Origin of the sequence: Brevibacterium otitidis, from assembly GCF_042429315.1 — a bacterium.
GTDB lineage: Bacteria > Actinomycetota > Actinomycetes > Actinomycetales > Brevibacteriaceae > Brevibacterium > Brevibacterium otitidis.
Map to the genome: position 1 here is coordinate 46880 of NZ_JBHMAU010000133.1, position 26672 is coordinate 73551.

General features: G+C 68.4%; 20 protein-coding genes. 1 reads left to right on the forward strand and 19 read right to left on the reverse strand.

Features of this window, described 5'->3' with window-relative positions:
- Window positions 1-5: 5 nt before the first annotated feature.
- Complete coding sequence (locus tag ACFFN1_RS16570) at window positions 6-2249, forward strand: HelD family protein (RefSeq protein WP_376842008.1); 2244 nt, start codon at window positions 6-8, stop codon at window positions 2247-2249.
- Window positions 2250-2534: 285 nt separating this feature from the next.
- On the opposite strand, the gene nrdR is transcribed toward ACFFN1_RS16570, so the two are convergent.
- The 19 genes from nrdR to ACFFN1_RS16665 all read right to left on the reverse strand — a co-directional run bounded on the left by nrdR (window position 2535) and on the right by ACFFN1_RS16665 (window position 26653).
- Complete coding sequence (gene nrdR / locus ACFFN1_RS16575) at window positions 2535-2993, reverse strand: transcriptional regulator NrdR (protein ID WP_376842009.1); 459 nt, start codon at window positions 2991-2993, stop codon at window positions 2535-2537.
- A complete protein-coding gene (gene hisD, locus ACFFN1_RS16580) occupies window positions 2993-4333 on the reverse strand; it encodes a histidinol dehydrogenase (protein WP_376842011.1) in 1341 nt (446 codons plus the stop codon). Before hisD ends, nrdR begins: the two co-directional genes overlap by 1 nt.
- A gap of 82 nt (window positions 4334-4415) precedes the next feature.
- A complete protein-coding gene (gene dnaE, locus ACFFN1_RS16585) occupies window positions 4416-7943 on the reverse strand; it encodes a DNA polymerase III subunit alpha (protein ID WP_376842061.1) in 3528 nt (1175 codons plus the stop codon).
- A gap of 155 nt (window positions 7944-8098) precedes the next feature.
- A complete protein-coding gene (locus ACFFN1_RS16590; RefSeq protein ID WP_376842012.1) occupies window positions 8099-9028 on the reverse strand; it encodes an RluA family pseudouridine synthase in 930 nt (309 codons plus the stop codon).
- On the reverse strand, window positions 9025-9576 hold the full coding sequence (locus tag ACFFN1_RS16595; RefSeq protein ID WP_376842013.1) for a signal peptidase II: 552 nt from the start codon (window positions 9574-9576) through the stop codon (window positions 9025-9027). Before ACFFN1_RS16595 ends, ACFFN1_RS16590 begins: the two co-directional genes overlap by 4 nt.
- Window positions 9577-9793: 217 nt before the next feature.
- Entirely contained in the window at window positions 9794-10609 is an 816-nt protein-coding gene (locus ACFFN1_RS16600) for a DivIVA domain-containing protein (protein ID WP_376842014.1), read from the reverse strand.
- A gap of 294 nt (window positions 10610-10903) precedes the next feature.
- Window positions 10904-11203 (reverse strand): YggT family protein, encoded by a 300-nt coding sequence (locus ACFFN1_RS16605; RefSeq protein WP_376842015.1) that lies wholly within the window; start codon window positions 11201-11203, stop codon window positions 10904-10906.
- A gap of 111 nt (window positions 11204-11314) precedes the next feature.
- Entirely contained in the window at window positions 11315-11821 is a 507-nt protein-coding gene (locus ACFFN1_RS16610; RefSeq protein ID WP_376842016.1) for a cell division protein SepF, read from the reverse strand.
- 131 nt (window positions 11822-11952) lie between these two features.
- Window positions 11953-12714, reverse strand: a complete 762-nt coding sequence (gene pgeF, locus ACFFN1_RS16615) for a peptidoglycan editing factor PgeF (RefSeq protein WP_376842017.1) — start codon at window positions 12712-12714, stop codon at window positions 11953-11955.
- A gap of 9 nt (window positions 12715-12723) precedes the next feature.
- Complete coding sequence (gene ftsZ / locus ACFFN1_RS16620) at window positions 12724-13983, reverse strand: cell division protein FtsZ (RefSeq protein ID WP_376842018.1); 1260 nt, start codon at window positions 13981-13983, stop codon at window positions 12724-12726.
- A 174-nt stretch (window positions 13984-14157) separates the two neighbouring features.
- The gene (locus ACFFN1_RS16625) at window positions 14158-14916 is read right to left on the reverse strand and encodes a cell division protein FtsQ/DivIB (RefSeq protein ID WP_376842019.1); all 759 of its coding nucleotides are present in this window, start codon (window positions 14914-14916) and stop codon (window positions 14158-14160) included.
- Between the two features lie 10 nt (window positions 14917-14926).
- Complete coding sequence (murC, locus tag ACFFN1_RS16630) at window positions 14927-16339, reverse strand: UDP-N-acetylmuramate--L-alanine ligase (RefSeq protein WP_376842020.1); 1413 nt, start codon at window positions 16337-16339, stop codon at window positions 14927-14929.
- 3 nt (window positions 16340-16342) lie between these two features.
- Window positions 16343-17512, reverse strand: a complete 1170-nt coding sequence (locus ACFFN1_RS16635; protein WP_376842021.1) for a UDP-N-acetylglucosamine--N-acetylmuramyl-(pentapeptide) pyrophosphoryl-undecaprenol N-acetylglucosamine transferase — start codon at window positions 17510-17512, stop codon at window positions 16343-16345.
- A complete protein-coding gene (gene ftsW, locus ACFFN1_RS16640) occupies window positions 17509-18810 on the reverse strand; it encodes a putative lipid II flippase FtsW (RefSeq protein ID WP_376842022.1) in 1302 nt (433 codons plus the stop codon). Before ftsW ends, ACFFN1_RS16635 begins: the two co-directional genes overlap by 4 nt.
- Window position 18811: 1 nt before the next feature.
- Window positions 18812-20509: a UDP-N-acetylmuramoyl-L-alanine--D-glutamate ligase gene (gene murD, locus ACFFN1_RS16645; RefSeq protein ID WP_376842023.1), complete on the reverse strand. Its 1698-nt coding sequence runs from the start codon at window positions 20507-20509 to the stop codon at window positions 18812-18814.
- Window positions 20499-21590 carry a phospho-N-acetylmuramoyl-pentapeptide-transferase gene (gene mraY / locus ACFFN1_RS16650; RefSeq protein ID WP_376842024.1) on the reverse strand — a complete coding sequence of 364 codons (1092 nt, stop codon included), beginning with the start codon at window positions 21588-21590 and terminating at the stop codon, window positions 20499-20501. The genes murD and mraY overlap by 11 nt, the downstream gene beginning before the upstream one ends.
- Window positions 21587-23038: a UDP-N-acetylmuramoyl-tripeptide--D-alanyl-D-alanine ligase gene (locus ACFFN1_RS16655; protein WP_376842025.1), complete on the reverse strand. Its 1452-nt coding sequence runs from the start codon at window positions 23036-23038 to the stop codon at window positions 21587-21589. Before ACFFN1_RS16655 ends, mraY begins: the two co-directional genes overlap by 4 nt.
- A 1-nt stretch (window position 23039) precedes the next feature.
- Complete coding sequence (locus ACFFN1_RS16660; protein ID WP_376842026.1) at window positions 23040-24575, reverse strand: UDP-N-acetylmuramoyl-L-alanyl-D-glutamate--2,6-diaminopimelate ligase; 1536 nt, start codon at window positions 24573-24575, stop codon at window positions 23040-23042.
- Entirely contained in the window at window positions 24575-26653 is a 2079-nt protein-coding gene (locus ACFFN1_RS16665) for a peptidoglycan D,D-transpeptidase FtsI family protein (protein ID WP_376842027.1), read from the reverse strand. Before ACFFN1_RS16665 ends, ACFFN1_RS16660 begins: the two co-directional genes overlap by 1 nt.
- Window positions 26654-26672: the final 19 nt, after the last annotated feature.

The window sequence follows — 26672 nt, forward strand, 5'->3', positions numbered from 1 at the left end:
GGAAGGTGAGCGAAGAGACCGAGATCAGCTACGAACAGCAGCACCTCGACACCGTCTATGCGCGTCTGGACGCGCTGCGCGAGGAGACCGCTGCCAGCCTCAGCCAGGTGCGCAGGACGCATGTGGGAGGCAACCACCAGAACCGTTCCGAGCGCGATGCCTTCGCCAGCATGTATGAGGATCAGCTCATCCGGCTGCGCAGCGCCGAGGAGGGACTGTGCTTCGGGCGCATCGACTCGGTGACCGGGTCGACGACCTATATCGGGCGGATCGGGATCTCTGCTCACGACCGCACCCAGCTGCTCATGGACTGGCGTGCCCCGGCCAGCGAACCGTTCTATCGCGCGACAGCGGAGAATCCTCTCGACCTGGCACGCCGCCGCCATATCGCCACCCGCCGCCGCACAGTCGTCAGCGTCGAAGACGACGTCCTCGATCTGGAGGCGCTGAGCGATCAGCAGCGCGCCGGACTGCACGGCGAGGGTGCGCTCATCGCCTCTCTCGACGCGCACCGCACCGGCCGGATGGGCGATATCGTCGCCACCATCCAGGCCGAACAGGACCGGATCATCCGCCGTCCCCTCGACCGCCTCGTCGTCGTGCAGGGCGGGCCGGGCACCGGCAAGACTGCGGTGGCGCTGCACCGGGCGGCCTATCTGCTCTACCAGCACCGCGAGCGGATCGCGAAGTCCGGTGTTCTGCTCATCGGCCCCTCGCCGGTGTTCCTCAAGTACATCGAGCAGGTGCTGCCCTCCCTCGGTGAGACCGGCGCAGTGCTGCTGACACCCGGCCAGCTCATGCCCGAGGTCAACGCCACCGCCCACGACCGGCCGGCGGCAGCGGCGGTCAAGGGCGATCTGCGGATGGCCGAGGTGATCCGCAAGGCGGTGCGCGCCTATCAGCGGGTGCCGCGCGAGCCGAAGCCGCTCAAGACGATCAGCCACACCGTCACGATGACCCCGGCGATGGTGAAGGAGGCGCAGGAGCGGGCGCGCCGCAGCGGCAAACCGCACAACGGCGCCCGGCTGACCTTTGTGCGCCATCTGCTGAGTCTGCTGGCAGCTGAGCTCGCGGCCGTCAAGCACTATGAGCCCACGCCCGAGGTGCTGGCTGAGCTGACCGACGAGCTGCGCCGCTCCCAGGACGTGCGGGTGGCGATCAACCTGTGCTGGCTGCCGCTGACCCCGCGCGGGGTGCTCGATGCGCTGCTGAGCAAGCCGCACCGTCTCGTCCCGGCCGCGGACAGGATCCTGAGCCTGGAGGAGATGGCGGCCATCCGCCGTGTGCGCGGCAGCGCGATCACCGTGGAGGATGTGCCGCTGCTCGACGAGATCGCTGAGCTCATCGGACCAGCCACCGAGGTGATCGAGGCGCAGGAGCGCGGCGAGCGGCCCAGCGCCGAGGTGGAGTACGCCGAGGCGGTGCTGGAGATGACCGGCACCGGCGCTCTCGTCTCTGCTGAGACGATCGCCAGCCGCTACGAGCAGGACGTCGATGAGCGGACTCTGGCTGAGCGGGCGATGCAGGACCGCGAATGGACCTATGGGCACCTCGTCGTCGATGAGGCGCAGGAGCTGAGCCCGATGCAGTGGCGGCTGCTGTTCCGGCGCGTGCCGAGCAAGTCCGCCACGGTCGTCGGCGATCTGGCGCAGGCCTCGACGATGGATGCCGAGCGCACGTGGTCATCGGTGCTCGCCCCGCATGTCGGCGATCGCTTCGAGATGGAGGAGCTGACGGTCTCCTACCGCACGCCGGGCCGGATCATGACGGTGGCCAACGGCCTGCTGCAGGAGTACTTCCCGCAGCTGGCGGTGCCCTCACCGGTGCGGGAAGGCAGCTACGATCCGCTCGCCGAGGGCTTCGCAGATGTGGCGCAGCTGTGCCATGAGCTGCCGGGCATCGTCCGGCAGGAGCGGGAGGAGCTCGGCGGCGGGCAGGTCGCCGTCATCACCATGGCCGAGCACCTCGACCAGGTGGTCGCTGCGTTGGCCTCGGATCCGCAGAGCGACTTCGCAGCCGGCACGGCCGGCATCGATCATGCGGTCGCGGTGCTCGAACCCGGTGATGTCCGCGGTCTGGAGTTCGACAGCGTCATCATCGTCGACCCGGCGTCGATCGCCCCGGCCGGCAGCGCTGCAGGGGTCGGTCAGCTGTATGTGGCGCTCACCCGGTCGACGGCTCGGCTGCGGATCCTCAGCATCGGCGAGTCGGTGCTGCAGCCCTTCATCTCCGCCCAGCAGCATCGCTGACCGGCACCGCTGATCAGCCGCTCAGCTGGTTCCGCCGCCTGGCAGCCGCATCCGCTGCCGGGCAGCGTCTGCATTCGGGCAGAAAGTGCGGGCATGTGAAAGCCGCCTGTGGCGTCGGCTTCCCCTCCGATGCCACAGGCGGCGATGCGCCTTGGGCGCACGATTCATCTTACACACAACTTCGGGCTATTCACGAACCAGATCCAGGACCTTTTCACATTCTGTTCAGCTTGCCCGCGCGCCCCACCTGCGCGGACATGTGCCGGGCCCGAGGTGGTGTGCGGCTCAGGCTTCTTCATCGCGCTCCGCCCGGAGCGAGGCGATCGCGGTCTCGAAGTCCTCGAGCGATTCGAAGCCCTGGTAGACGCTGGCGAAGCGGAGGTAGGCGACCTGGTCGAGTTCGCGCAGCGGCTCCAGGATCGCCAGGCCGACTTCATCGGCTTCGATCTCGGCGATGCCCTGGGAGCGGATCTTCTCCTCCACCTGTTGGGCGAGCTTGGCCAGATCGTCCTCTCCCACCGGGCGCCCCTGGCAGGCTTTGCGCACACCGGCGACGACCTTCTGGCGGGAGAACTCCTCAGACACGCCGGAGCGTTTGACGACCGAGAGGCTGGTGGCCTCCATCGTGGTGAAGCGCCGCGCACAGGCAGGGCACTGCCGGCGGCGGCGGATCGAGGCGCCGTCCTCAGCGGTGCGGGAGTCGACGACCCGCGAATCGGGGTGGCGGCAGAACGGGCAGTGCATCAGACCTCCTTGTCCTGGCGGCCGCGGCGCAGACGCACCGCTGCACCGTGGGCGGGCAGATCCTCGACAGCAGCGAGAGTCTCGATGTGGTCAGCGACGGCAGCCAGCGCCGGTGCCGGATAGTCGATGACCTGGCTTCCCTTGAGGAAGGACTGCACACCGAGCGCCGAGGCGTGGGCTGCGGTGCCGCTGGTAGGCAGCACATGGTTGGACCCAGCGCAGTAGTCGCCCAGGGCCACAGGTGAGAAGGCGCCGATGAACACGGCTCCGGCGCTGATGATCTGTGCGGCGGCGGCGTGCGGGTCAGCGACGAGCACCTCGACGTGCTCACCGGCGTAGGCGTTGACGACGGCGATGCCGGCACTGCGGTCGGCGACCTTGAGGATCGCCGACTGCTCTCCGGCCAGGGCCGTGCGGATGCGTTCGCTGTGCACGGCAGCAGCTGCCTGTGCGCTGAGCTCCTGCTGCACCGCGTCGATGAGATCCTGGCTGTCGGTGACGAGGACCGCCGCGGCCATCGGGTCGTGTTCGGCCTGGCTGATGAGGTCCGCGGCGATGAGATCGGCTGCGGCGGTGTCATCGGCGAGGATGATGATCTCCGTCGGCCCGGCGATTGTGTCGATGCCCACAACGGAGCGCACCTGTGCTTTGGCGGCAGCGACATAGGCGTTGCCGGGACCGGTGATGAGGTCGACGGGTTCGAGCTCCTCACCGTCGTCGAAGCCGTAGGCCAGCGCGGCGACGGACTGCGCACCGCCCATCGCCCACACTTCGTCGATGCCCAGCAGAGCGGCGGCTGCGAGCACCGTCGGATGCGGCAGACCGGTGTCCTGGGGCGGGGAGACGATCGCGATCGATGCGACGCCGGCGGCCTGTGCCGGCACGGCGTTCATGATGACGGTCGAGGGATAGACGGCCAGACCGCCGGGCACATAGAGGCCAACGCGCTCGACCGGCAGCCAGCGCGAGGTCACGGTACCGCCGCCGGTGAACGTGGTGGTGGCTGCACTGCGGCGGTCATTGGCGGCGACCACGCGGCAGCGCCGGATCGTCTCCTCCAAGGCCGCGCGCAGCTGCGGATCGAGGTTCTCAACGGCGGCGCGGATCACATCCGCCGGCACGCGCAGACGCTCAGGGCTGACCGCGTCGAAGCGCTGGGTGTACTCCAGCACAGCGGCCCGTCCACGGGACTCGACGGCATCGACGATCGGGGCGACCGCCTCGGCAGCGGATGCCGAATCGTGCCGGGCGCGCGGAACCGAGCGCCGCAGCGTGCGGCGGTCGAGCGGTGTGTCGGTGAGGTCGACAGCATTCATGAGCGCGTGAGTCACGCGCTCCATTCTACGACCTCTGCTCCCCCGCTGTCCGGCCGCCCCAGGATCCCGGCCGGGATGCCTGAGCTGCAGCCGGAGGCAGCTGCGGTCAGAAGATCGAGGTGCTCGCCGGTGTCGTCAGGCAGCTGGGACCCAGCAGGCCTTTGAGGTCGCCGAACAGGCTCGGCGCAGCGGTGACCCGCAGGTTCCGGTCCAGGCGCATGATCGTCGTGCGCTCCCGGTTCGTCAGGCACAGCCGCACCTCGGTCTCGCCCGGATTGGCTTCGAGGATCATCTTGAGGTTGTCCACGAGGTCCGGGGTGCAGCGTTCGACCGGCATCGACACGTACAGCGGCCGGTCGGCCCGGTCGGTGACATCGGGGATCGTCATCGACATCGCCATGAGCGAAGTCGGCCGGTCGTCGGAGCGGCGGATGCGTCCGGTGACGGTGATGACGAGGTCGGTGGTGAGCAGTGTCGCCACCGGCTCGTAGGTGTCGCCGAAGAACATCACCTCCATGCTCGCTTCGAGGTCCTCGATCGTGACGATCGCATACGGCCGCCCGGAGTTCTTCGAGACCTTGCGGGAGACCTGCGTGATCATCCCGCAGATCGTGGTCTGGGAGCCGTCGGGGCGCTTGTTCTCCGGGTCGAGCAGCTGGGCGATCGAACCTTCGGATTCGGACTGCAGGATGTCTTCGAGCCCGTTGAGCGGATGGTCGGAGACGTAGAGGCCGAGCATCTCGCGTTCGAAGGCGAGCAGCTCCTTCTTCTCCCACTCGGCACGGTCGGGGATCTTGACCGCGAAGCTCGACTCGTCCTCTTCGCCCAGGCCGGCGAACAGGTCGAACTGCCCGGCGGCCTCCTGGCGCTTGACGCCGATGACGGCGTCGACGGCCTCTTCGTGGATCTCGACGAGACTGCGCCGGTTGTGGTCGAGGGAATCGAAGGCACCTGCCTTGATGAGCGATTCGATGGTGCGCTTATTGCACACCTGGCTCGGCACCTTGTCGAGGAAGTCGTTGAAGGAGGTGAACTTCCCCTTCTCGTCGCGGGCTTCGACGATGCCCTGGACGACATTGCCGCCGACATTGCGCACCGCGCCCATGCCGAAGCGGATGTCGTCGCCGACCGGGGTGAAGTTGTGGGCCGATTCGTTGACATCCGGGGGCAGCACCGTGATGTGCATGCGGCGGCACTCGCTGAGGTAGAGGGCGAGTTTGTCTTTGTTGTCACCGACCGAGGTGAGCAGCGCGGCCATGTACTCGGCCGGATAGTGGGCCTTGAGATAGGCGGTCCAGTACGACACCAGACCGTAGGCGGCCGAGTGGGCCTTGTTGAAGGCGTAGTCGGAGAAGGGCAGCAGGATGTCCCACAGCGCCTGTGCGGCCTCCTCAGAATAGCCGCGCTCCTTCATGCCGCCGAAGAATCCGACCTGCTGCTTGTCGAGCTCGGCCTTCTTCTTCTTGCCCATCGCACGGCGCAGAATATCGGCCTGGCCCAGCGAGTAGCCGGCGACCTTCTGCGCGATGGCCATCACCTGCTCCTGGTAGATGATGAGCCCGTAGGTGGTGTCGAGGATCTCCGCCAGCGGTTCGGCGAGCTCCGGGTGGATCGGAGTGATCTTCTGCAGCCCGTTCTTGCGGAGCGCGAAGTTCGTGTGCGAGTCAGCGCCCATCGGGCCGGGCCGGTAGAGGGCGATCGTTGCGGAGATGTCTTCGAAGTTGTCCGGGCGCATCATCCGCAGCAGTCCGCGCAGTCCCCCGCCGTCGAGCTGGAACACGCCGAGCGTGTCGCCGCGAGAGAGCAGCTGATAGGACTCAGCATCATCGAGCGCGAGGTGTTCGAGGTCGAGTTCGAAGTCCTTGTTCAGCCGGATGTTCTCGATCGCATCGGAGATGATCGTGAGGTTGCGCAGCCCCAGGAAGTCCATCTTGATGAGGCCGAGTCCCTCACAGGTCGGATAGTCGAACTGGGTGATGACCTGCCCGTCCTGGAACCGGCGCATGATCGGGATGACGTCGATGATCGGCTCAGAGGACATGATGACGCCGGCGGCATGCACGCCCCAGCCCCGCTTGAGGCCTTCCAGACCTTTGGCGGTCTCGAAGGTCTCCCGCGCCTCGGGGTCGGTCTCCAGCAGTTCGCGGAACTCACCGGCTTCCGCATAGCGCGGCGCCTGGGTGTCCTCGATATCGGCCAGCGGAATGTCCTTGGCCATCACCGCCGGCGGCAGCGCCTTCGTGAGCTTCTCGCCCAGGGAGAAGGGCTTGCCCATGATGCGCGCGGAGTCCTTGAGCGCCTGCTTCGTCTTGATGGTGCCGTAGGTGACGATCATCGCCACCCGCTCATCGCCGTACTTCTCGGTCACATAGTCGATGACCTCGCCGCGGCGGCGATCATCGAAGTCGACGTCGAAGTCGGGCATCGAGACGCGGTCGGGGTTGAGGAACCGCTCGAAGATGAGCCCGTGCTCCAGCGGGTCGAGGTCCGTGATGCGCAGCGCATAGGCGACCATCGAACCGGCACCGGAGCCGCGGCCGGGACCCACCCGGATGCCGTTCTCCTTCGACCAGTTGATGAAGTCGGCCACGACGAGGAAGTAGCCGGGGAAGCCCATCTTGATGATGACGTCGAGCTCGTAGTCGGCCTGCTTGCGGACATCCTCGGAGATGCCGTTCGGGTAGCGGTAGTGCAGACCCTTCTCGACCTCCTTGATGAGCCAGGAGGTCTCGTCCTCCCCCGGCGGACAGGGGAACAGCGGCATGTAGTTGGCGTCGGTGTCGAAGGAGATCTCGCAGCGTTCGGCGATCTCGAGGGTGTTGTCGCAGGCCTCGGGCATCTCCTTGAACAGCGCCCGCATCTCCGCCGGGGTCTTGAGGTAGTAGCCGGAGCCGGAGAACGCGAACCGGTTGCCGCCCTGATCGTAGGTCGGTTCGATGAGCTTCGATCCCGACTGCAGCGCCAGCAGCGCCTCATGGGCCTTCGCATCGGATTCGTGCGTGTAATGCAGGTCGTTGGTCGCCACCAGCGGCAGGTCGAGGTCCTTGGCCAGCCGCAGCAGGTCGTTGACGACCCGGCGCTCGATCGTCAGACCGTGGTCCATGATCTCGCAGTAGTAGTTGCCCTTGCCGAAGATGTCGCGGAACTCCGCAGCCGCTTCGACCGCGGCGTCGTACTGGCCCAGCCGCAGCCGGGTCTGCACCTCGCCCGAGGGGCAGCCGGTCGTGGCGATGAGGCCCTCGGAGTAGGTGTTGAGCAGTTCGCGGTCGAGGCGCGGGTACTTCGCGAAGGCGGAGTCGAGGCTCGCCAGCGAGGAGGCTTTGAAGAGGTTGCGCATGCCGGTGTTGTTCTCCGCCAGCAGCGTCTTGTGCGTGTACGCGCCGCCGCCGGAGACATCGTCACCGCGCTGGCTCTCATCGGTGCGCCACTTCACACGCGTCTTGTCGGTGCGCGCGGTGCCCGGGGTGATGTAAGCCTCGACACCGATGATCGGCTTGATGCCGGCCTTGGTGGCCTGCTGCCAGAAGTCGAAGGCGCCGAACAGATAGCCGTGGTCGGTGGTGGCGATCGCGCTCATCCCCGAGGCCTTCGTCGCCTCCATGAGATCGCCCAGGCGGGCGGCCCCATCGAGCATCGAGTACTCGGTGTGCACGTGCAGATGAACGAAATCCTCAGCCACGGATCCTCTTCCTCACAATCAGCATTCCCGGCCGCCGGCGACGCACCCCAGTCTAGCGATCGGCACGGACATCGCCGGTGTGGGATCGCTCCCCTTTCCGTCCCGACCTCTCAGCCCTGCGCCCCGCGCAGCCAGTCGAGGGCGCGCTGCAGGTCCTCGGGATAGCCGCTGGTGAACTCGACCCACTCCCCTGATTCCGGATGGGTGAAGCCGAGCTCGACAGCGTGCAGCCACTGGCGCTCAAGACCGAGCTTCTGTGCCAGCACCGGATCGGCGCCATAGGGCAGATCGCCGCAGCACGGATGCTTCGTCGCCGCCATGTGCACGCGGATCTGGTGTGTGCGGCCGGTCTCCAGCTGCACTTCGAGCAGCGTCGCCGAGAGGTACGCCTCAAGCACCTCGTAATGGGTGACGGCGTGCTTGCCGTCGGTGCGCACGGCATACAGGCCGTCGCGGCGCAGATTGCGGCCGATCGGCGCTTCGATCGTGCCGACGACCGGATCGGGCAGCCCCTGGACGAGCGCATGGTAGGTCTTCTTGACGGTGCGCTCCTTGAACGCCCGTTTGAGCACCGAATAGGCGTGTTCGCCCTTCGCCACGACCATGACGCCCGAGGTGCCGACGTCGAGGCGATGGACGATCCCCTGGCGTTCGGCCGCGCCCGAGGTGGCGATGTCGTATCCGGCCGCGGCGAGCCCGCCGATGACGGTCGGGCCGCTCCACCCGGCCGCCGCGTGGGCGGCGACGCCGATCGGCTTGTCGACGACAACGAAGGCGTCATCGTCGTAGATGATGCGCATGCCCGGAACGGGTTCTGCGGTGATGCCGAGCGGTTCCGGCTCCGGCGGCATCTGCACGTCGATGCGCGAACCGGCGATGAGCCGCTCGGATTTGCCGACGAGGACATCGTCGACCCGCACGCCGTCATCGGCGGCGATCGCCGCGGCAGCTGAACGGGACAGCCCGAGCAGCCTGCTGAGCGCCACATCGACGCGTTCGCCTTCGAGTCCTTCGGGAACGAGGAATGACCGCTCTGTCATGACTGTGCTCGCGCCTCCTCAGTCGACGTGTCAGTATCCCCCGCGGCTGCAGCGCTGCTTTCGACGGTGCCGTCAACGCCGATGCTGCGCAGCGTCGTCAGCACGATGATGACGGCTGCGGCGGAGATGGCGATGTCGGCGACATTGCAGACGAAGAAGTACAGGTCGATGAAGTCGACGACGGCGCCGTGGAAGAGGCCCGGCGGGCGGAACAGACGGTCGACGAGGTTGCCGGTCAGCCCGCCGAGCAGCAGCCCGAGCCCGGCGGTCCAGGCACGCGATCCGAGCCGCCGGCTGACGACGAGGATCGCAATGAACACGCCGATCGCGATGACCGCGAACAGCCATGTCGTGTTCTCCCCCAGGCCGAGGGCGGCGCCGGGGTTGCGGTAGAAGGTGAAGCCGGCCAGCTCGCCGAGCACCGGGATCCGTGCGCGGCCCTCCAGCGTCTGCACGGCGATGTACTTCGTCACCTGGTCAAGGATGAGGACGGTGATGGCGATGGCGAACAGCACCAAGCGCAGGTGGTGCGGTTTCGTCTGCGCCACGGCCTGCCTCCTCGTGTCTGGCCGGAGCACAGGGATGCTGTCCCGTCACCGGCTGCGGGTGATTCAGCTGTCCATACTACCGATGCGCGCGGCCTCCGTGCATGCCTGCGCAATGAGGCCGCAGACGCGCAACGGCCGACCGCCAGATGGCGATCGGCCGTTGTGCGCAGTTCCGGCTGCTCAGCTCAGCTGAGCGGCACCAGCTGCCTCAGGTCGTTCAGATCGAGTGACCCCGCTGCTGATTGCCGCCGAGCGTCTCGGGTGCGAGCGATCCTGAGTTCTCCAGGTCGCGCAGCTGGTCGCTGAGGTAGCTCTTGAGGCGGGTGCGGTATTGGCGTTCGAAGTTCTGCAGTCCGTCGATCTCGCGCTCCAGGCTGCTCTTCTGGGTCTCCAGGCTGCTGAGCGTGTCATCGCGCTTCTTCTCAGCATCCTTGACGATCTTGTCAGCCTCGGTGCGGGCATCGCTGATGAGCTGGTCGCGGGTGCGCTCACCCTCAGCGACGTGCTCATCGTGCAGGCGCTGTGCCAGCGAGATGAGGCCGTGGGCGTCGCCACCGGAGGATGCAGCTCCACCGGCGACTGCACCGACAGCGGCACCGGTGCCGGCGGCTGCGGCGGTGTGACCCTGCGAAGCAGCTCCCTGCTGGGGCTCTTCCTGGGCCGGCTGCTGCGGCGCAACGGGCGGCTCGGACTTCTGCCCAGCGGCGTCGGCGGGCTGCTCGGGAACAGCGGCCGGCATCGCCTGGGTTGCCTGCGGATCCTCAGACGCCTGCGGCGCGTCAGCGGCGGGCTCAACGGCCGGCTGTGCACCGGTCTGCTCGGCACCTGCGGCGGGCTGTGCCTGGCTCAGCTCCTGGTTGCGCTGTTCGCAGGCCGAGAGCTTCTGACGCAACTCATCGTTCTCCTGGTACAGACGGCGGAGCTCCAGGACGACCTCATCGAGGAAGTCGTCGACTTCCTCCTGGTCGTATCCCTCGCGGAACTTCACATGCTGAAACCGCTTATTGACAACGTCTTGAGGCGTAAGAGCCATGAGGACACCTTCGATCGGCAACAATTCCTGTTTACTCTACTGTTATACAACAGATGTCGATGACACTGTACAACAAGGCCGGCTTATTTGTCGTGCACCCCCTGCCTTGACTCGCATCATAATACGCACCTGGCATTACACCTCGGAATTGAGGTGGCGCGGCGCTGAATGAAAGCATCCGCGCATATTGCAGTTCTGTCATATTGGCCGCTTCACCGCATTCGCCGCCATCCGCCCGCTCATGCGCCTCGGCTATTGCCGCCGGTGCGGACACGGGCCCGCACATGGCCGTGCTCAGGCGGTCTGCGCGGCGAGGCTGAAGAACACACCGGCGAGGATCTGCACGGCGATGAAGACGAGGATGAAGCCCAGGTCGAGGGAGATCTGGCCCAGCCGCAGCGGCGGGATGAGCCGGCGGACGAGCTTCACCGGCGGATCGGTCAGCGTGTAGATGATCTCTGCCAGCACCAGGATGACACCGGTGGGACGCCAATCACGGGCGAAGACCTGAATGAGGTCGATGACGACCCGTGCGAGCAGCACGAAGACGTACAGGCTCAGCGCCTGACCGATGATCCAAAACACCAATGACACGAAAAGCTACTCCTATGAGAACGATGAGAACGCAGACGGCGGACCACGCTCTAGCGTAGTCCGCCGCTGCTCTGTATGCCGAACCGGAGACCGCAGATGCGGCCGGCTGAATCAGCTCTGGTTGAAGAAGCTCGCCTGGTGGTCGTCGGCTGCCTCTTCGGTGGAGACCTCGATGGACTCCGGAGTCAGCAGGAAGACGTTGTTGGTGACCTTCTCGATCGAGCCGCGCAGACCGAAGATGAGTCCGGCGGAGAAGTCGACGAGGCGCTTGGAGTTGGCCTCATCCATCGCCGAGAGGTTCATGATGACCGGCACGCCGTCGCGGAAGGCGGTGCCGATGGCCTTCGCATCGTTGTAGCTGCGGGGGTGGATCGTCTGGATGCGCTGCATAGCCGAGGCCGGTGCACTTTCGACAGGGCGGACAGAGGGACGGATCGGGGTGACGGCAGCGGCCGGCGGCTCGAAGGGCTCCGGCTCGGCATCGTATGCGTCGTCAGCGTAGTCGTCGTACTCGCTGTCGTAGGAACGGTGGTGCTCAGACGGCTGCTGCGGCTGGTCGTGCTCGTCGTACTCTTCGACGAATCCCAGGTAGCTGCCGATCTTCTTGAGAGCGGACATGGGGGGCGACTCCTCGTGATTGCGGGCGTCCTTCGCGGTTCGACATGCAAAGGCCTTAGTGTGAACGTACCGCACTCATCGGCCCTCATTCGTCATACGCGGCGGGCGTGTCGAAAGTTCGCCCCAACTTCTCACGGGGTGTCGGCCGGCTCCATCCAGATGACCCCGGCGAAGCGTCCGGTCACGCGGTCCCGACGGTATGAGAAGAGGTCGGGGCTGTCATAGGTGCAGGCGTTCACCCAGCGCTCCAGCCGCACGCCTTCGCGGCGCAGCTGCTCAGCGACGCCGGCGGCGACGTCGAGTGCCGGGGCGCCGGCTGCCGAGACCGAGGCGGTGACCGGTTCGCCTGCGGCGACCTCGGCGCGCATCTCGGCGGGCACCTCGTAGTTGCGCGGTGAGATCGACGGGCCGATGATCGCCGAGATCTGCTCGGCTCCCTGCCGGCGCATCTCGGCCACGGCCGCAGCTATAACGCCGCGGCTCATGCCGATCCGGCCGGCGTGCGCGCTGCCGATGACACCGGCCTCGGGGTCGGCGAGCAGCACGGGCGTGCAGTCGGCGACGAGCACCGCGAGCCCGAGGTGGTGGGAGCGGGTGACCTGGGCGTCGGCTTCGACGGCTGTCAGGGGGACGGAGGAGCTGAGTGCATCGAGGTCGACGGTGTGCACAGCGGTGCCGTGGACCTGGCTGGTGAAGCTCAGGCGGTCGCTCTGCAGCCCGAGCGCTTGGGCGAGCAGGCTGCGATTGGCGGCGACGGCTGCGTCGTCATCGCCGACACCGCGGCCCAGGTTGAGGGAGCTGTACGGCGGCAGCGAATAGCCGCCCCATCGATCCGAGAACGCTGCGTGGGCCACGCAGCGGGATCCCGGAACGACGAAGCGGCTGTGCAGCACGTGGAGTGCTTACTTGAGGAAGTCGGGGATGTCGAGGTCGTCGTCGAAGCTGTCGACCTTCTCATCCGGCAGTTCGCGCGGCACCGCGGGGCTCGACTCCTCGGCCTCGGCCGCTGCCGAGGTGTCCGCGCCGCTGGCGGCGGTGTCCTCGCTGCGCAGGCTGTACGGGCCGGCCTGGGTGCCCTCGGACTCGCCTGCGCTGCTCGCGGTGGCGGCTGCTGCGCCGACGGCCGCACCGGTCTCATGGCGACCGGAGTCGGCGGGGCGGCGCTCCTCGGCCGGCTTGGGCGCCGACAGCGACGGCGCGGCCTCGGCAGCGCCGACGGGGGTGTCGAAGCCGGCGGCGATGACGGTGACGCGGCATTCGTCGCCGAGGTTGTCGTCGATGACGGTGCCGAAGATGATGTTGGCCTCCGGGTGGGCGGCCTCCTGGACGAGGCGGGCGGCCTCGTTGATCTCGAACAGGCCGAGGTCGGATCCGCCCTGGATGCTCAGCAGCACGCCGTGGGCGCCTTCGATGCTGGCTTCCAGCAGCGGCGAGGCAATCGCAGCCTCGGCGGCCTGCACGGCGCGGTCATCGCCGACAGCCGAGCCGATGCCCATGAGGGCGGTGCCGGCATCCTGCATGACGGATTTGACGTCGGCGAAGTCGAGGTTGATCATGCCCGGCGTCGAGATGAGGTCGGTGATGCCCTGCACGCCCGAGCGCAGCACCTCGTCAGCGGACTGGAAGGCCTCCAGCACGGAGACATTGCGGTCGGAGATCGACAGCAGGCGATCGTTCGGGATGACGATGAGGGTGTCGACTTCCTCGCGGAGGTCGGCGATGCCCTTCTCTGCCTGCGCCGAGCGGCGGCGGCCTTCGAAGGTGAACGGGCGGGTGACGACGCCGATGGTGAGCGCGCCGAGGCCGCGGGCGATGCGGGCGACGACCGGTGCTGCACCGGTGCCGGTGCCACCGCCTTCGCCGGCGGTGACGAAGACCATATCGGCGCCTTCGAGCGCTTCGGTGATGGCCTCTTCGGAGTCCTCAGCAGCCTTGCGGCCGATCTCCGGGTCGGCTCCGGCGCCGAGCCCGCGGGTCAGATCGCGGCCGATCTCCAGCTTGAGGTCGGCTTCGGAGAGCAGCAGCGCCTGCGCGTCGGTGTTGATCGCGATGAACTCGACGCCTTTGAGGCCGACGTCGATCATCCGCTGGACAGCGTTGACACCGCCGCCGCCGGTGCCGGCAACCTTGATGTCCGCTCCGGATTGTGGGAATTCAGCCAAGTCGGTTTCCTCTTTCGACGCATCGGGCCCATGCGGGCGTGTGGGCCTATTTTGCCTTCACGTTGACGCTATGGCCCGCTCCCCCGCAACGCAACTCTCGCGCGCGGTGTGTCGAAAGCTTCTGCCGGCCGCACCGGTTTCTGTCCGCGGACATCTGCGGCTGGCACCTGCCGGCTACGAGGTGACCGGCACCTCGGGCACGGAGACGTCGATCGTGCGTGCACCGGTGTCGATGAGTGCGGTGGCGATCTCGAACTTGCGGGCTGCGTCCTCTGCGGTGCCGAAGCGGATCGTCACCGGCTCTGTGCCCTCCACGGCGGCGTATTCGATCTCCAGGGCGTCGGGATCGCTGGCCTTGATGACGCTGATCTGCTCCGGTGCCTCCTCCGGCAGCTCCTCGAGCAGCGCCAGCGCCGCGGTGACCGTCGCCTTGCGGTCGGCTCCGCCGCTGATCTCCAGGTGCGCGAGGTCCTCCGGCGCCTGCGCGCTGGAGTCGACCGTGGTGCCGGTGGCGTCGACGCGGTCCCAGCCGGAGCCTTCGTGCACGGCGATGAGGGGGACGCGGTCGGTGACGGTGACGGCCAGGGAGCGCGGGCCGGTCCAGCGGACCTGTGCGGAGGCGGCCTTGGGCAGCTGTGCGAGCGCGGAGTCGGCGACGCGTCCGGGGAAGGCGCACGGCAGCGGGGTGCCCTCCCAATCGGTCAGCACGGCCTGTTCGATCTCCTCAGCGCTGTAGAACTCGGTGCCCTCCGCCCTGACGGTGGTGATCGCGAGCACCGGGGAGAACCAGGCTGCCGCCAGCAGGCCGAGCACCGCAGCGGTCGCGCCCACGCCGACGAGGATGCGCCGCAGCCGGCTGCGGCGGCGGGCTGCCAGCCGGTCGGTCAGGCTCGCGGTCGTCTCGCTGCTGCGGGCCGATTCCGTCTTCGTCATCGGCCTAGGCTCACCATGCAGCTTCGATCGCGGCGAGGATCTCGGGGCCGAGGATCGTGACGTCTCCGGCGCCGATCGTGATGACGATATCGCCGGGCAGCACCCGGGAGACGACGGTCGGCACCGCATCGGAGAAGGCCGGCAGGAACGTCGCCTTCTGCGCAGGGATCGCATCGGCGATGATCGCCCCGGTGACGCCGGGGATCGGATCTTCGCGGGCGGGGAAGACATCGAGGACGATGACGTCATCGGCGATGTCGAGCGCCTGACCGAACTCGGCTCTGAAGTTCTGGGTGCGGCTGAACAGGTGCGGCTGGAACACCGCGTGCACGCGGCCGCCGGGGGCGACGACCGAGCGGGCGGCGGTGAGCACGGCGCTGACCTCGGTGGGGTGATGGGCGTAGTCGTCGTAGACGCGCACGCCGTGGGCGCTGCCGCGCAGTTCGAAGCGCCGGCGGGTGCCGCCGAATCCGGCCAGCCCTTCGACCGCTGCTGCGACATCGGCACCGAGGTGGTAGACGACGCACAGCGCGGCGGTCGCGTTGGCGGCGTTGTAGGCGCCCGGCTGCTGGAGCTCGACATCATAGGAGCGGCCGTCGAGGGTGACGGTGAAGGCGGTGCCGCCGTCGCTGGGGCGCAGATCCGTGATCGGCACATCGGCGGTCTCGGCGAAGCCGTAGGTGACGACGCGGGCGCCCTCGGCGGCGGCCTGGGCGGCGATCTCCCGGCTGCCGGCGTCATCGGCGCAGGCGATGAGCACACCGTCGCGGCTGCGCACATGGCTGGTGAAGTCGACGAAGGCCTGGCGCACGCCGGCCCAGTCGCCGTAGTGATCGAGGTGGTCGGCCTCGGCGTTCGTGATGACGGCCACGGCCGGTTCGTAGAGGAGGAAGGAGCCGTCGGACTCATCGGCTTCGGCGATGAACGCCTCGCCGGTGCCGTCGTGGGCGTTAGTGCCAGAGGCGGTCAGCACTCCCCCGATGACGAAGGACGGGTCCCCGCCGCCGGCCTGCAGGGCCACGGTCGTCATCGACGTCGTCGTCGTCTTGCCGTGGGTGCCGGCGATCGCGACGGTGGTGCGGCCGTGCATGAGCCCTGCCAGCGCTGCTGCACGATGGATGATGCGCAGCCCCTGTTCGCGTGCGGCGGCCAGCTCCGGGTTGTCGGGCCGGATCGCCGAGGACACGACGACGGTGTCGACATCGACGATGTTCTCCGCCCGTTGGCCGATCTCGATCCGGGCGCCGAGGGCGCGCAGCGCGGCGACGACGGAGGAGTCCTTCGCATCGGAGCCGGTGACGGTCATCCCGCGCATGAGCATGATCCGGGCGATGCCGGACATGCCGGCGCCGCCGATGCCGATGAAGTGGACGCGGCCGAGTTCGGCTGCGGGGATGATCGGCGTGTCAGGGGCTGCTGCCATCTGTCAGTCGTCCTTTGTGCGTTCTTTGCGGTTGAGCACGTCCGGCGGATACGGCCGGTGCGGGTGCTCCCGGCCGAGCGCCGCGTACATCTTATGCACCATCGTGCGGGCGGCCGCCATCGGGAAGTCGGTGGCGAGTACGTCATCGCTCATCGCCTGCAGCCGCTGCGCATCCTGCAGCAGCGGCAGCACCGTACCGGTGACGGAGGCGGCGTCGAAGTCGGCGTTGTCGATCATGAGGGCTGCGCCCGCTTCGACGAGTCCGGCGGCGTTGAGGCGCTGTTCGCCGTTGCCGATCGCCAGCGGCACGAACACGGTCGGCACTCCGGTGATCCACACCTCGGCGACGGTCCCCGCGCCGGCGCGGGCGAGCAGCAGGTCAGCGGCCAGATAGGCGTTGTGCATGCCGTCGACGTATTCGACGACGTGGTAGTCCGGCAGCTGCGCGGCTGCGGCGGCGAGCTCATCGGCTTTGCCGGCCCCGGCGATGTGCAGCACCTGCACCTCTGCCTCGGCGATCGCGTCCAGCGCCCCGACGAAGGCGTCGTTGAGGCGCTGGGCGCCGGAGGATCCGCCGGTCACTACGAGGCTCGGCAGGTCGGTGCGCAGGCCCAGGTGGGTGCGGGCGGCCTGCCGCTGGGCGGCATCGCGGTAGTCGATGATCTCGATCTGGGACCGGATCGGCATACCGACATGGCTGCCCTTGAAGGGGGTGCCGGCGAAGGTGTAGCCGATATTGGGGGCGGGGGTGAAACCGGCGCCGAGGCGGTTGGCCAGCCCCGGCCTGGCGTTGCCTTCGTGGATGATGACGGGCACGCCGGAGAGCTTCGCGGCCAGATAGGCCGGCGGGCAGACATAGCCGCCGACGCCGATGACGATGTCGACGCCGCGTTCGCGGATGAGACGGCGGACCTTCCGCACGGTGCCGGCGAGCCGGCCGGGGAAGCGCAGCAGGTTCCCGTCGAGGCGCCGGGGTGCGGGCACTTTGTCGATGGTGACGAGTTCGAATCCGGCCTCTGGCACCAGGCGGGTCTCCAGGCCGGTGGGCGTGCCGAGCATGATGATCTCGGCTTCGGGATCCTGGAAGCGCAGGTCTTCGGCGATGGCGAGCATCGGGGCGACGTGGCCGGTGGTGCCGCCGCCGGCGAACAGGGCTGTCAGCGGTCGGGTCATGTCCTCTTCTTCCGTAGGCGCAGCGGGGATGAGGCGAGCACGGCGAGGGATTCGCGCACGCGGGCGGATTGGGCGCGCATCGCCTCCTTCGCACCGGATTCGGCGCGGGCGAAGGCGAGGACGATGCCGGCGGCCATACAGGTCGCCAGCAGCGCTGAGCCGCCATAGGAGACGAAGGGCAGGGGAACGCCGATGACCGGCAGCACGCCTGACACGACGCCGATGTTGACGAGGGCCTGGCCGATGAACCACATGAAGATCCCGGCGACGGCGGCCTGGACCATCCGGTCCTCGGTGCGCAGCACGATGCGGATGAGGCCGAAGCCGAGCACGGAGAACAGCAGCAGCACGGCACCGGAGCCCAGCAGTCCGAGCTCTTCGCCGATGATCGCGAAGATGAAGTCGTTGTGCGCCTCCGGCAGCCACAGCCATTTCTCTCGGGAGGCGCCCAGGCCCACGCCGAACCAGCCGCCGGAGGCGAGGGCGAACAGGCCGTGGTTGGACTGCCAGTGCTGGCCGAGCGGATCCATCGCATCGGTGTCGTGGCCGGCGAACATCGCCCTGATGCGCGCCATCCGGTTCGCGCTCGTGAGCACGAGCGCGGCGACGACCGCGGCGATGCCGAGGAAGGCGGTGATGAGGTACTTCCACGGCAGGCCGGCGACGAACACGGTGCCCAGTGCGGTGGCCACGACGATGATTGCGGTGCCGAGGTCGCGGCCGGCGAGCACGAGGCCGAGCACCACGGTGAGGCCGATGAGGGCGGGCAGGATCTCGCGCAGGGAGCCGAGCTTGGCGGACTTGTAGGCGAAGAACGTCGCCAGCCACACGGCCAGGGCGATCTTGGTGAACTCTGCCGGCTGGCCCTGGAAGCCGCCGACCCTGATCCAGCCGGCGTTGCCCTGCACCTCGTGGCCGAGCCCGGGCACCAGCGGCAGGGTCTGCAGGACGACCGCGCCGAGGAAGACGATCGAAGCGGTCTTCTTGAACCAGGCGACCGGCACATAGGACAGCCCGATCATGAGGGCCACGCCGATGACGGCGTAGAGGCCCTGCCGGTAGAACACGGAGAACGAGGAGCCCTCCCCTGCCCGGTAGGCGGAGATCGAGGAGGCCGAGAGCACCATGATGAGTCCGAAGCCGATGAGGGCGAGCACGGAGATGAAGACGAGGTAGTAGCTCGTGACCGGCATGTCGAGCAGCCGGCGCAGACTGGCCCGCAGCCCGGTCTCACGCGCAAAATCGGCTGCGCGCGTCTGCCGGGTGTGTGCCTCGGAGGGGTGCCGCAGCGATGTCATCTCAGCTCACCAGGCCCTGCACGGCCTGGGCGAAGAGGCTGCCGCGGGTGCCGTAGTTGAGGAACTGGTCCATGCTCGCAGCGGCCGGGGCCAGCAGCACGGTGTCGCCGTCCTGGGCGAGTGCGGCGGCCTCCTGGACGGCGGCGGCCATGATCGCCGCGCCCTGCTGGCTCTCATCGGCCGGCCCCGAGGTGCTGGCCGGTCTCGAGGTGGCGGCCCCTCCCGAGGCGGCTTCCGCACCCGAGGTGCCGCTCACCTCGGCGGCGGGGTCGATGCGGATGATCGGCACGTCCGGGGCGTGGGCAGCCAGAGCGGTGGTGTAGGGTTCAGGATCCGTGCCGATGAGCACGACTGCGGCGAGACGGTGGGCGTGGGCGGCGATGAGCTCATGGAGGTCGGCGCCCTTCGTCAGCCCGCCGGCGATCCACACGATCCGCTCGGCTGAGCGCAGAGCGGCGTCGGCGGCGTGTGGGTTCGTGGCCTTCGAATCGTTGATCCAGCGCACTCCGCCGGATGCGGCGACGACCGCCATCCGGTGATCGGCCGGCCGGTGGGCGCGCAGACCATCGCGCACCGCTGCCGGCGGGATGTCGATGCTGCGCGCCAGAGCGGCGGCGGCCAGGGCATTGGCGATCTGGTGCGGGGCCGCTGGAGCGCCGGGGCTGCCGGCGGCGATCGCGACATCCTCGAGTGTTCCGAGCTCAGCGGCGGTCGACTGCCGGTTGTGCAGATAGGCGCGGTCGACGAGCACGCCGTCGACGACGCCGAAGGAGCCGGGTGCCGGCATGCCGGTGGTGAAGCCGATCGCCCGCGCCCCTTCGATGACCTCGGCCTCTTCGACGAGGGTGCGGGTGGCCGGGTCGTCGACGTTGTAGACGCAGGCGGCGACGACATTGGCATAGGCGCGGGCCTTGGCGGCCTGGTAGGCGTCGTAGCCGCCGTGCCAGTCGACGTGGTCGGGTGCGAGGTTGAGCACGGCGGCGGCATGGGCGCTCATGGAGTACTGCCAGTGCAGCTGGAAGCTCGACAGCTCGACTGCCAGCACCTCGGCTGCCGGGTCGAGGACGGCTTCGATGAGCGGCTGGCCGATGTTTCCGCAGGCTTTGGCTTTGAGACCTGCGGCTGTCAGCATCGCCTCGAGCATCGAGGTGGTCGTGGTCTTGCCGTTCGTGCCGGTGACGACGAGCCATGGGGCGGTGTTGTGTCCGCGCACCCGCCAGGCGAGTTCGACTTCGCCGATGACGGGGATGCCGCGGGTGTGCGCGGCGGTGAAGATCGGGTGGTCGGGCCGCCAGCCCGGTGAGGTGACGACGAGGTCGGGGGTCTTTCCGGAGGCGCTGAGCGGCAGGTCCGTGACATGTTCGGGTCCGCGCCGGATGTCAACGTCGAAGACCCCGAGGATCGTCTCCCATTCGCTCAGATCGCGTTCGGCATCGCCGTCGACGACGATGACTTCGGCATGCCGTTCGGCCAGGTGAACGGCCATCGGGAAGCCGGAGACGCCCAGCCCGGTGACGACGATCGTGAGCCCGTGCAGGCTCTGGGTGGGTCCGTGCAGGGCGGCGGGGATCGCCTCGGCGTGGGGGTAGTCGACGGGCACCCAACCGTCCGGATGCAGCGGGAGCTCTGCTGCCGGCGGGGGTGAGAAGGACAGCCCGGCCAGCGGGTGCTCGGGATTGCCGGGTGTGTCAGCTGGCAAGGTGGGACACCCATTCGGCGTAGAAGAGGGCGATCGCGCCGACGACGAAGAGCACGGCGATGATCCAGAAACGCACGACGATCGTCACCTCGCCCCAGCCCTTGAGTTCGAAGTGGTGCTGCAGGGGCGCCATCCGGAAGACACGCTTGCCGGTGAGCTTGTAGGAGGCGACCTGGATGATGACGCTGAGGGTGATGATGACGAACAGGCCGCCCATGACGATGAGCAGCAGCTCGGTGCGCGACATGATCGCCAGACCGCCGATCGCACCGCCGATCGCGAGTGAGCCGGTGTCGCCCATGAAGATCTTCGCCGGTGAGGTGTTCCACCACAGGAAGCCGATGCAGGCGGCGGCCAGCGCAGCGGCGACGATCGTGAGATCGCGGGGGTCGCGCACCGCATAGCAGCCCTCGCGCATCTCGGACATGAGCGAGCAGTTCTGCGTCGACTGCCAGGTGTTGATCATGACGTAGCCGAGGAATACGACGGCCGAGGCGCCGGCGGCGAGTCCGTCGAGGCCGTCGGTGAGGTTCACCGCATTCGATACGGCGGTGACCATGAGATTTGCCCACAGCACGAACAGCACGATGCCCACGAGCGCGCCGGCGAAGGCGAGATCGATGGGGGTGTCGCGGATGAAGGAGATCGCCGAGGAGGCCGGGGTCTCGCCGTAGTCATTGGGGAACTGCAGAGCGAGGACGGCGAAGGTCGTGCCGACGAAGCCCTGCCCGATGATCTTGCCGCGCGGGCGCAGTCCGAGCGAGCGCTGCTTAGAGACCTTGATGTAGTCGTCAAGGAAGCCGATCGCGCCGAGCCCGGCAGCCAGCCACAGCACGAGCAGACCGGAGACGGTCGGCCAGGAGCCGGAGACGAGGTGGGCGATGAGATAGGAGGCGATCGTCGCCGAGACGATGACGACACCGCCCATCGTCGGGGTGCCGCGCTTGGTAGCGTGCGATGCGGGTCCGTCATCGCGGATGAACTGACCGTAGCCGCGCTTGACGAGCTGGCGGATGTAGACCGGGGTGCCGACGAGTGTGAAGAGCAGGCTCAGGCAGCCGGCGAGGACGACGGCGATCATTGGGCCCCCGAGATTCCGGCGATCTCGTCTCCGAGATAGCGCAATCCGGCGTCGCGAGAGGACTTGAACAGCACGATGTCGCCGGGCTGGAGCTCGGCGTTGAGCAGATCGCGGGCCTCGGCGACCGTGGCGACCCAGGCGGCCTCATTTCCCCACGAGCCTTCGAGATGGGCGGCCTGGTAGATGGGCCGGGCGCCTTCGCCGACGGCGATCGTGCGGTTGATGTTGAGACGGACGGCCTGGCGGCCGACGGTGTCGTGGGCGGTGATGGAGTCCTCGCCGAGTTCGAGCATCTCGCCGAGCACCGCGATGGTCCGCCGCGGCGGGGTGTCATCGTCGCCGCGACCCATCGCAGCGAGGGTCTTGAGCGCTGCGGCCATCGAGTCCGGATTGGCGTTGTAGGCGTCGTTGAGGACGCTGATGCCCGACGGGGAGTCGATGAGCTCCATCCGCCAGCGGCTGGCCGCTCCCGAGGTGCCGAGCGTCGTGGCGATGGTGCGCGATTCGACGCCGCACAGGTGGGCGACGGCGGCCGCGGCGAGGGCATTGGCGACATGGTGTTCGCCCAGCAGGGCGAGTTCGACCAGCTGCGGGTCCTCATCGGGCAGCTGCAGCTGGAAGGAGGTGCGGCCGGAGGCGTGCGAGGTGATGTCGCTGCCGCGCACCACCGGTTCGTATGCGCTGCTGGGGCTGGAGGAGAACCACATCGTGTTGACGCCGGGGGCCAGCACATCGTGCATGGCGCGCACCCGGGAGTCATCGGCGTTGAGCACCGCCCAGCCGCCGCTGGTGAGCGATTCGACGAGCTCGGCCTTCGCCCGTGCGGTGTTCGCCACGGAGCCGAACACGCCGGAGTGGGCGCTGCCGACATTGAGCTCGACGGCGATGTCGGGGCGGATGAGCGAGGTGAGGTAGGCGAGGTTGCCGATCGTGCGCGCGCCCATCTCGAGGACGAGGAAGCGCGTCGTGTCCCCGGCCTGCAGGGCGGTGAGCGGCACACCGACTTCGTTGTTGTAGGAGTTCGGCGGCCAGACGGTCTCCCCCACCGAGAGGAGCAGGTCGGAGATGAGGTCCTTGGCGGTGGTCTTGCCGGCCGAACCGGTGATCGCGATGACGGTCAGCTCACCGGATTCGCGCAGGGCGGAGACGTTGAGGGAGGCGAGCTGGCCGAGTGCCGCAGTGGCATCGGTGACATGCAGTGTCGGCAGGTGCTCGCCGTCGACAGCGGGTACGGCCTCAGCGATGACGAGCGCGGCACCGGCTTCCACAGCGGCCGGAGCGAAGGTGATCCCGTCGACGTGCTCGCCGCGCCGGGCGACGTAGATGTCGCCGGGGCTGACGTCTCGGGAATCGGTGACGACACCGCCGGTGAGGACGGTGTCTGCGGACACGCCGTAGAGGCTGCCCTTGAGGGCAGCGGCGACTTCTCCTGCGGAAAATCTCTTCATATCAATCCTGAACTCTACCTGCTGGCGTCTCCGAACTGCGTGAAGCGCAGGCCCGGCGAGTGTGTTCTCGGTCATCGAACGGATGGACGACTCCGGCGATCTCCTGCCCGGTCTCATGGCCCTTGCCGGCCACCAGCAGGGTGCCGCTGTCCCCTGCTGCGGCCACGCCGGCGATGATCGCCTCGGAGCGGGCCGGGATCTCCTCGATGCGGGTGGCGCGGGCCGTTCCCGAGGCGCGGGCCGCCTCGGCGCCGGCGCGCACCGCCGCCCGGATCGCGGCAGGGTCCTCGGAGCGGGGGTTGTCGTCGGTGACGATGACGACATCGGCACCGCGGGCTGCGGCGGCACCCATCTCCGGGCGCTTGCCGGGATCGCGGTCGCCGCCGGCCCCGCAGACGATGACGAGCGGGCGGCCGGCCGCCGCCAGACCGCCGAGCACCTGGGCGATGGCGTCCGGGGTGTGGGAGTAGTCGACGACGGCTAGCGGGCCGGCGTCATGGACCTGCTCCATGCGGCCGGGCACGGTGACCTCGAAGGAGCGTGCGATCGCGGCCAGCTGCTCGAGTTCGGTGCCGGCTTCGAGCAGCATCGCGAGTGCCAGGGCGGTGTTGGCGACGTTGAAGCTGCCCGGCAGCGGAGCGTGGGCCGGCAGCGGGCCGGCCGGGGTGTGCAGCGTGAAGTCGGGGCCGGACTCCTCGGCGATGAGGTAGGCGGGCGCATCGGCCCGGTCGCGGGAGAGCGCGGCGACCGGCACCTCGGCGGTGGCAGCGAGCCGGCGGCTGTAGTCATCAGCGAGCATGACGACGCCGCGGGCGGAGAACTCCGGGGCGAAGAGGGAGGCCTTGGCCCGGAAGTACTCCTCCATATCGGCGTGGAAGTCGAGGTGGTCCTGGCTGAGGTTGGTAAATCCGGCCACCGCGAAGCGCGCGCCGTCGACGCGGTGCTGGGCCAGGGCGTGGGAGGAGACCTCCATCGCACACGTGTCGACGCCGGCTGCGCGCATCCGGGCGAAGAGGGCGTGCAGCTCCGGAGCCTCCGGGGTGGTGCGCACGGCCGGCTGGGTCTGGCCGGCGATCGTCGTGGCGACGGTGCCGAGGACGCCGGTGGTGCGGCCGAGGGCGGTGAGCAGGCCGTTGAGCAGATAGGTGGTGGTGGTCTTGCCGTTCGTGCCGGTGACGCCGAGAAGCACCGGGTCTGCCGGATCGGTGCCGTAGATCTGGGCGGCGATCGCGCCGAGGCGGGCGCGCGGGGTCTCGGTGATGAGGAGGGTGAGCGCGGACAGCGGCGGGGCGGCAGGATCGGCTGCGAGCGCCTCGGCGATGTGCTGGCGGCCGGCAGGATCGGTGAGGATCGCGCGCACGCCGCTGCCGATGAGCGCGGGGGCGAACTGCGCGCCGTGCACATTGGCGCCGGGCAGTGCGGCGTAGAGCCAGCCGGGCTGGGTCTGCCGGGAGTCGTGGCTGACGCCGGACACCTCGGTGTCGGCTGGGCCGCTGACGGCGATATCGGCAGGCAGCGCCAAGTGGTCGATCCGCATTACTTCCATTCCCCTGGGTAGAGATCAGGTTCCTCGGTTGATGGTGGCACACCCATGTGGCGCAGGGTGAATCCTGCAACATCGGAGAACACCGGGGCCGCGGCGGTGCCGCCGTAGTAGCCCTTGCGCGGGCGCTGCAGCGTGACCGAGACGGCGATCTTGGGGTCCTCGGCCGGTGCCGCGCCGTCGAACGATGCAGTATAGCCGTCATAGCCGCCGTCTTCGCTGGGCGCCTGTGCGGTGCCGGTCTTGCCGGCGGCCCGGTAGCCGGGGATCTGCGCGGACTGGCCGGTGCCTTCGACGACGACGCCTTCGAGCATCCGCATGAGCTCGTCGGCAGCCTGCTCGCTGATGATGCGTTCGGGTTCGGCCGGGGCGATCTCGGTGACCCGGCCGGAGTCGTCGACGGTGCCGGTGATGAGCTGCGGGGTGACCTTCTTCCCGCCGTTGGCGATCGTCGCCATCGCGGCAGTGGTCTGCAGGGAGGTCGCGGCGACACCCTGTCCGAACATGACGGTGTACTTGGTGCGGCCGTCCCATTCATCAGGCGGGTGGAGCATGCCGCGGGTGGAGGCGGGGAAGTCGATGCCGGAGGACTGACCGAAGCCGAACCGGGAGAAGTAGTCGTAGCGCTCCTCCAGGCTCAGCTTGTCCCCGGAGAGGATCGTGCCGGTGTTGGAGGACTGCATGAGGATGCCGGCGACGGTGAGCTTCTGGTCCGGGTGGTTGCTGGAGTCGCGGAACTTTTCGCCGTTGGGCGCGGTCCACGTGTCCGGCACGACGAACTCATCGGTCGGGGTAGCCTTGCCGGTGTCGAGCAGCGCGGCGGCGGTGATCATCTTCGAGGTGGAGCCGGGTTCGAAGAACCCGGAGAAGATCCGCGAGCCGCGGTCCTCGGCATCGACCTTGCTCGGGTTGTTGGGATCGACGCTCGGAGCTTCGGCGGCAGCGATGATGCGGCCGGTCTCGACGTCGAAGATCGTCACCGATCCCCAGTCGGCCTCATGCTTCTTGACCTGGTCGGCGATCGCCTGCTGGGCGTAGTACTGCACATCGGAGTCAAGACTGAGCTGCAGGCCCTGGCCGTTCTGCGCCGGGGTGATGTTCGAGTCGCCGAGTGGGATGATGTCGCCGGACAGGCCGCGCTCGTACTGCTGTTCGCCGTCGGTGCCGCGCAGGGTGTCGTCGTGCTGGAGTTCGAGGCCTGCCAGCGCCTGGCCATCGGAGCCGACGAAGCCGAGCAGATTGCCGCCGACGGCTCCGGCCGGATAGGAGCGGATCGCGTACTCATCGGCGGTGATGCCCGGGATGTCGCGGGCCTTGATCGCCTGCCACACCTCCGAGGTGATGCCGTCGGCGACGACGGACCACTGCCGGTCGCCGTGCAGCGTCGGGTAGAGCAGGCCCGGATCGGTGTCGAGCTCTTCGGCCAGCTCCTCGGCAGCGCCCCAGGCGCCGATGACGACCCCCTCGTCGTTCTTGTACTTGCCGACGTTCTGCTGATCGGCGACCAGCCGGTAGCGCATCGCATTGTCGGCCAGCACCGTGCCGTCGGCGGCGAGGATGACGCCGCGGGAGGCCGGCAGGGTCAGTGTCACGAGCCGCGAGTCGAGAGCCCGTTCGGCCAACTGCCGCGGATCCATGCCCTGGATGTAGAACAGCTTGCCGGTGATGACGACGATGAGGAGCACTGCCAGGACCGCAAGGACCTTCATCCGCTTGCGCGGGTCCGCCACCCGCACTGCGCCGGTCGCAGTCATATGGCGTTTCGTCGACGCTGTCGGCTTCGTCTGCCGCTTCTTCGCGGTCGTCGGGCGGGCAGCCTGAGCGGTCTTCGTCTGCTTCTGGGCCGAGGTGCGGCGCGTCGTCGATGTCGTAGCGGCGCCTCCCCGCCGGGCGCGGGGGCTGGAGGACGCGCTGCTCGGACGCGTGGCGCTGCTGCGCTTGGCGGCAGTCGGGGTGCGCTTGCCGGTTGCGGCGGACCGCCGTCTGTTCGAGCCCGTGCGCTGCGCCGGGGCGGGTCGACGATGGGAGGTGCCGCTGCACGTGGAGGTCTTCCGCTGCTGTGGCTTTCCCATTGCGTCTGCTCCCCTGGTG

Excerpts from the sequence above, each read along its gene's own strand:
- ACFFN1_RS16665 (WP_376842027.1), bottom strand. The coding sequence starts at position 26,653 with ATGGGAAAGCCACAGCAGCGGAAGACCTCCACGTGCAGCGGCACCTCC.
- ftsW (WP_376842022.1), bottom strand. The coding sequence starts at position 18,810 with ATGACATCGCTGCGGCACCCCTCCGAGGCACACACCCGGCAGACGCGC.
- hisD (WP_376842011.1), bottom strand. The coding sequence starts at position 4,333 with ATGGAGCGCGTGACTCACGCGCTCATGAATGCTGTCGACCTCACCGAC.
- ACFFN1_RS16655 (WP_376842025.1), bottom strand. The coding sequence starts at position 23,038 with ATGAAGAGATTTTCCGCAGGAGAAGTCGCCGCTGCCCTCAAGGGCAGC.
- ACFFN1_RS16590 (WP_376842012.1), bottom strand. The coding sequence starts at position 9,028 with ATGACAGAGCGGTCATTCCTCGTTCCCGAAGGACTCGAAGGCGAACGC.
- murC (WP_376842020.1), bottom strand. The coding sequence starts at position 16,339 with ATGGCAGCAGCCCCTGACACGCCGATCATCCCCGCAGCCGAACTCGGC.
- ACFFN1_RS16610 (WP_376842016.1), bottom strand. The coding sequence starts at position 11,821 with ATGTCCGCTCTCAAGAAGATCGGCAGCTACCTGGGATTCGTCGAAGAG.
- ACFFN1_RS16660 (WP_376842026.1), bottom strand. The coding sequence starts at position 24,575 with ATGCGGATCGACCACTTGGCGCTGCCTGCCGATATCGCCGTCAGCGGC.
- ACFFN1_RS16625 (WP_376842019.1), bottom strand. The coding sequence starts at position 14,916 with ATGACGAAGACGGAATCGGCCCGCAGCAGCGAGACGACCGCGAGCCTG.
- dnaE (WP_376842061.1), bottom strand. The coding sequence starts at position 7,943 with ATGCTCGATGGGGCCGCCCGCCTGGGCGATCTCATGGAGGCGACGAAG.
- ACFFN1_RS16635 (WP_376842021.1), bottom strand. The coding sequence starts at position 17,512 with ATGACCCGACCGCTGACAGCCCTGTTCGCCGGCGGCGGCACCACCGGC.
- mraY (WP_376842024.1), bottom strand. The coding sequence starts at position 21,590 with ATGATCGCCGTCGTCCTCGCCGGCTGCCTGAGCCTGCTCTTCACACTC.
- ACFFN1_RS16600 (WP_376842014.1), bottom strand. The coding sequence starts at position 10,609 with ATGGCTCTTACGCCTCAAGACGTTGTCAATAAGCGGTTTCAGCATGTG.
- nrdR (WP_376842009.1), bottom strand. The coding sequence starts at position 2,993 with ATGCACTGCCCGTTCTGCCGCCACCCCGATTCGCGGGTCGTCGACTCC.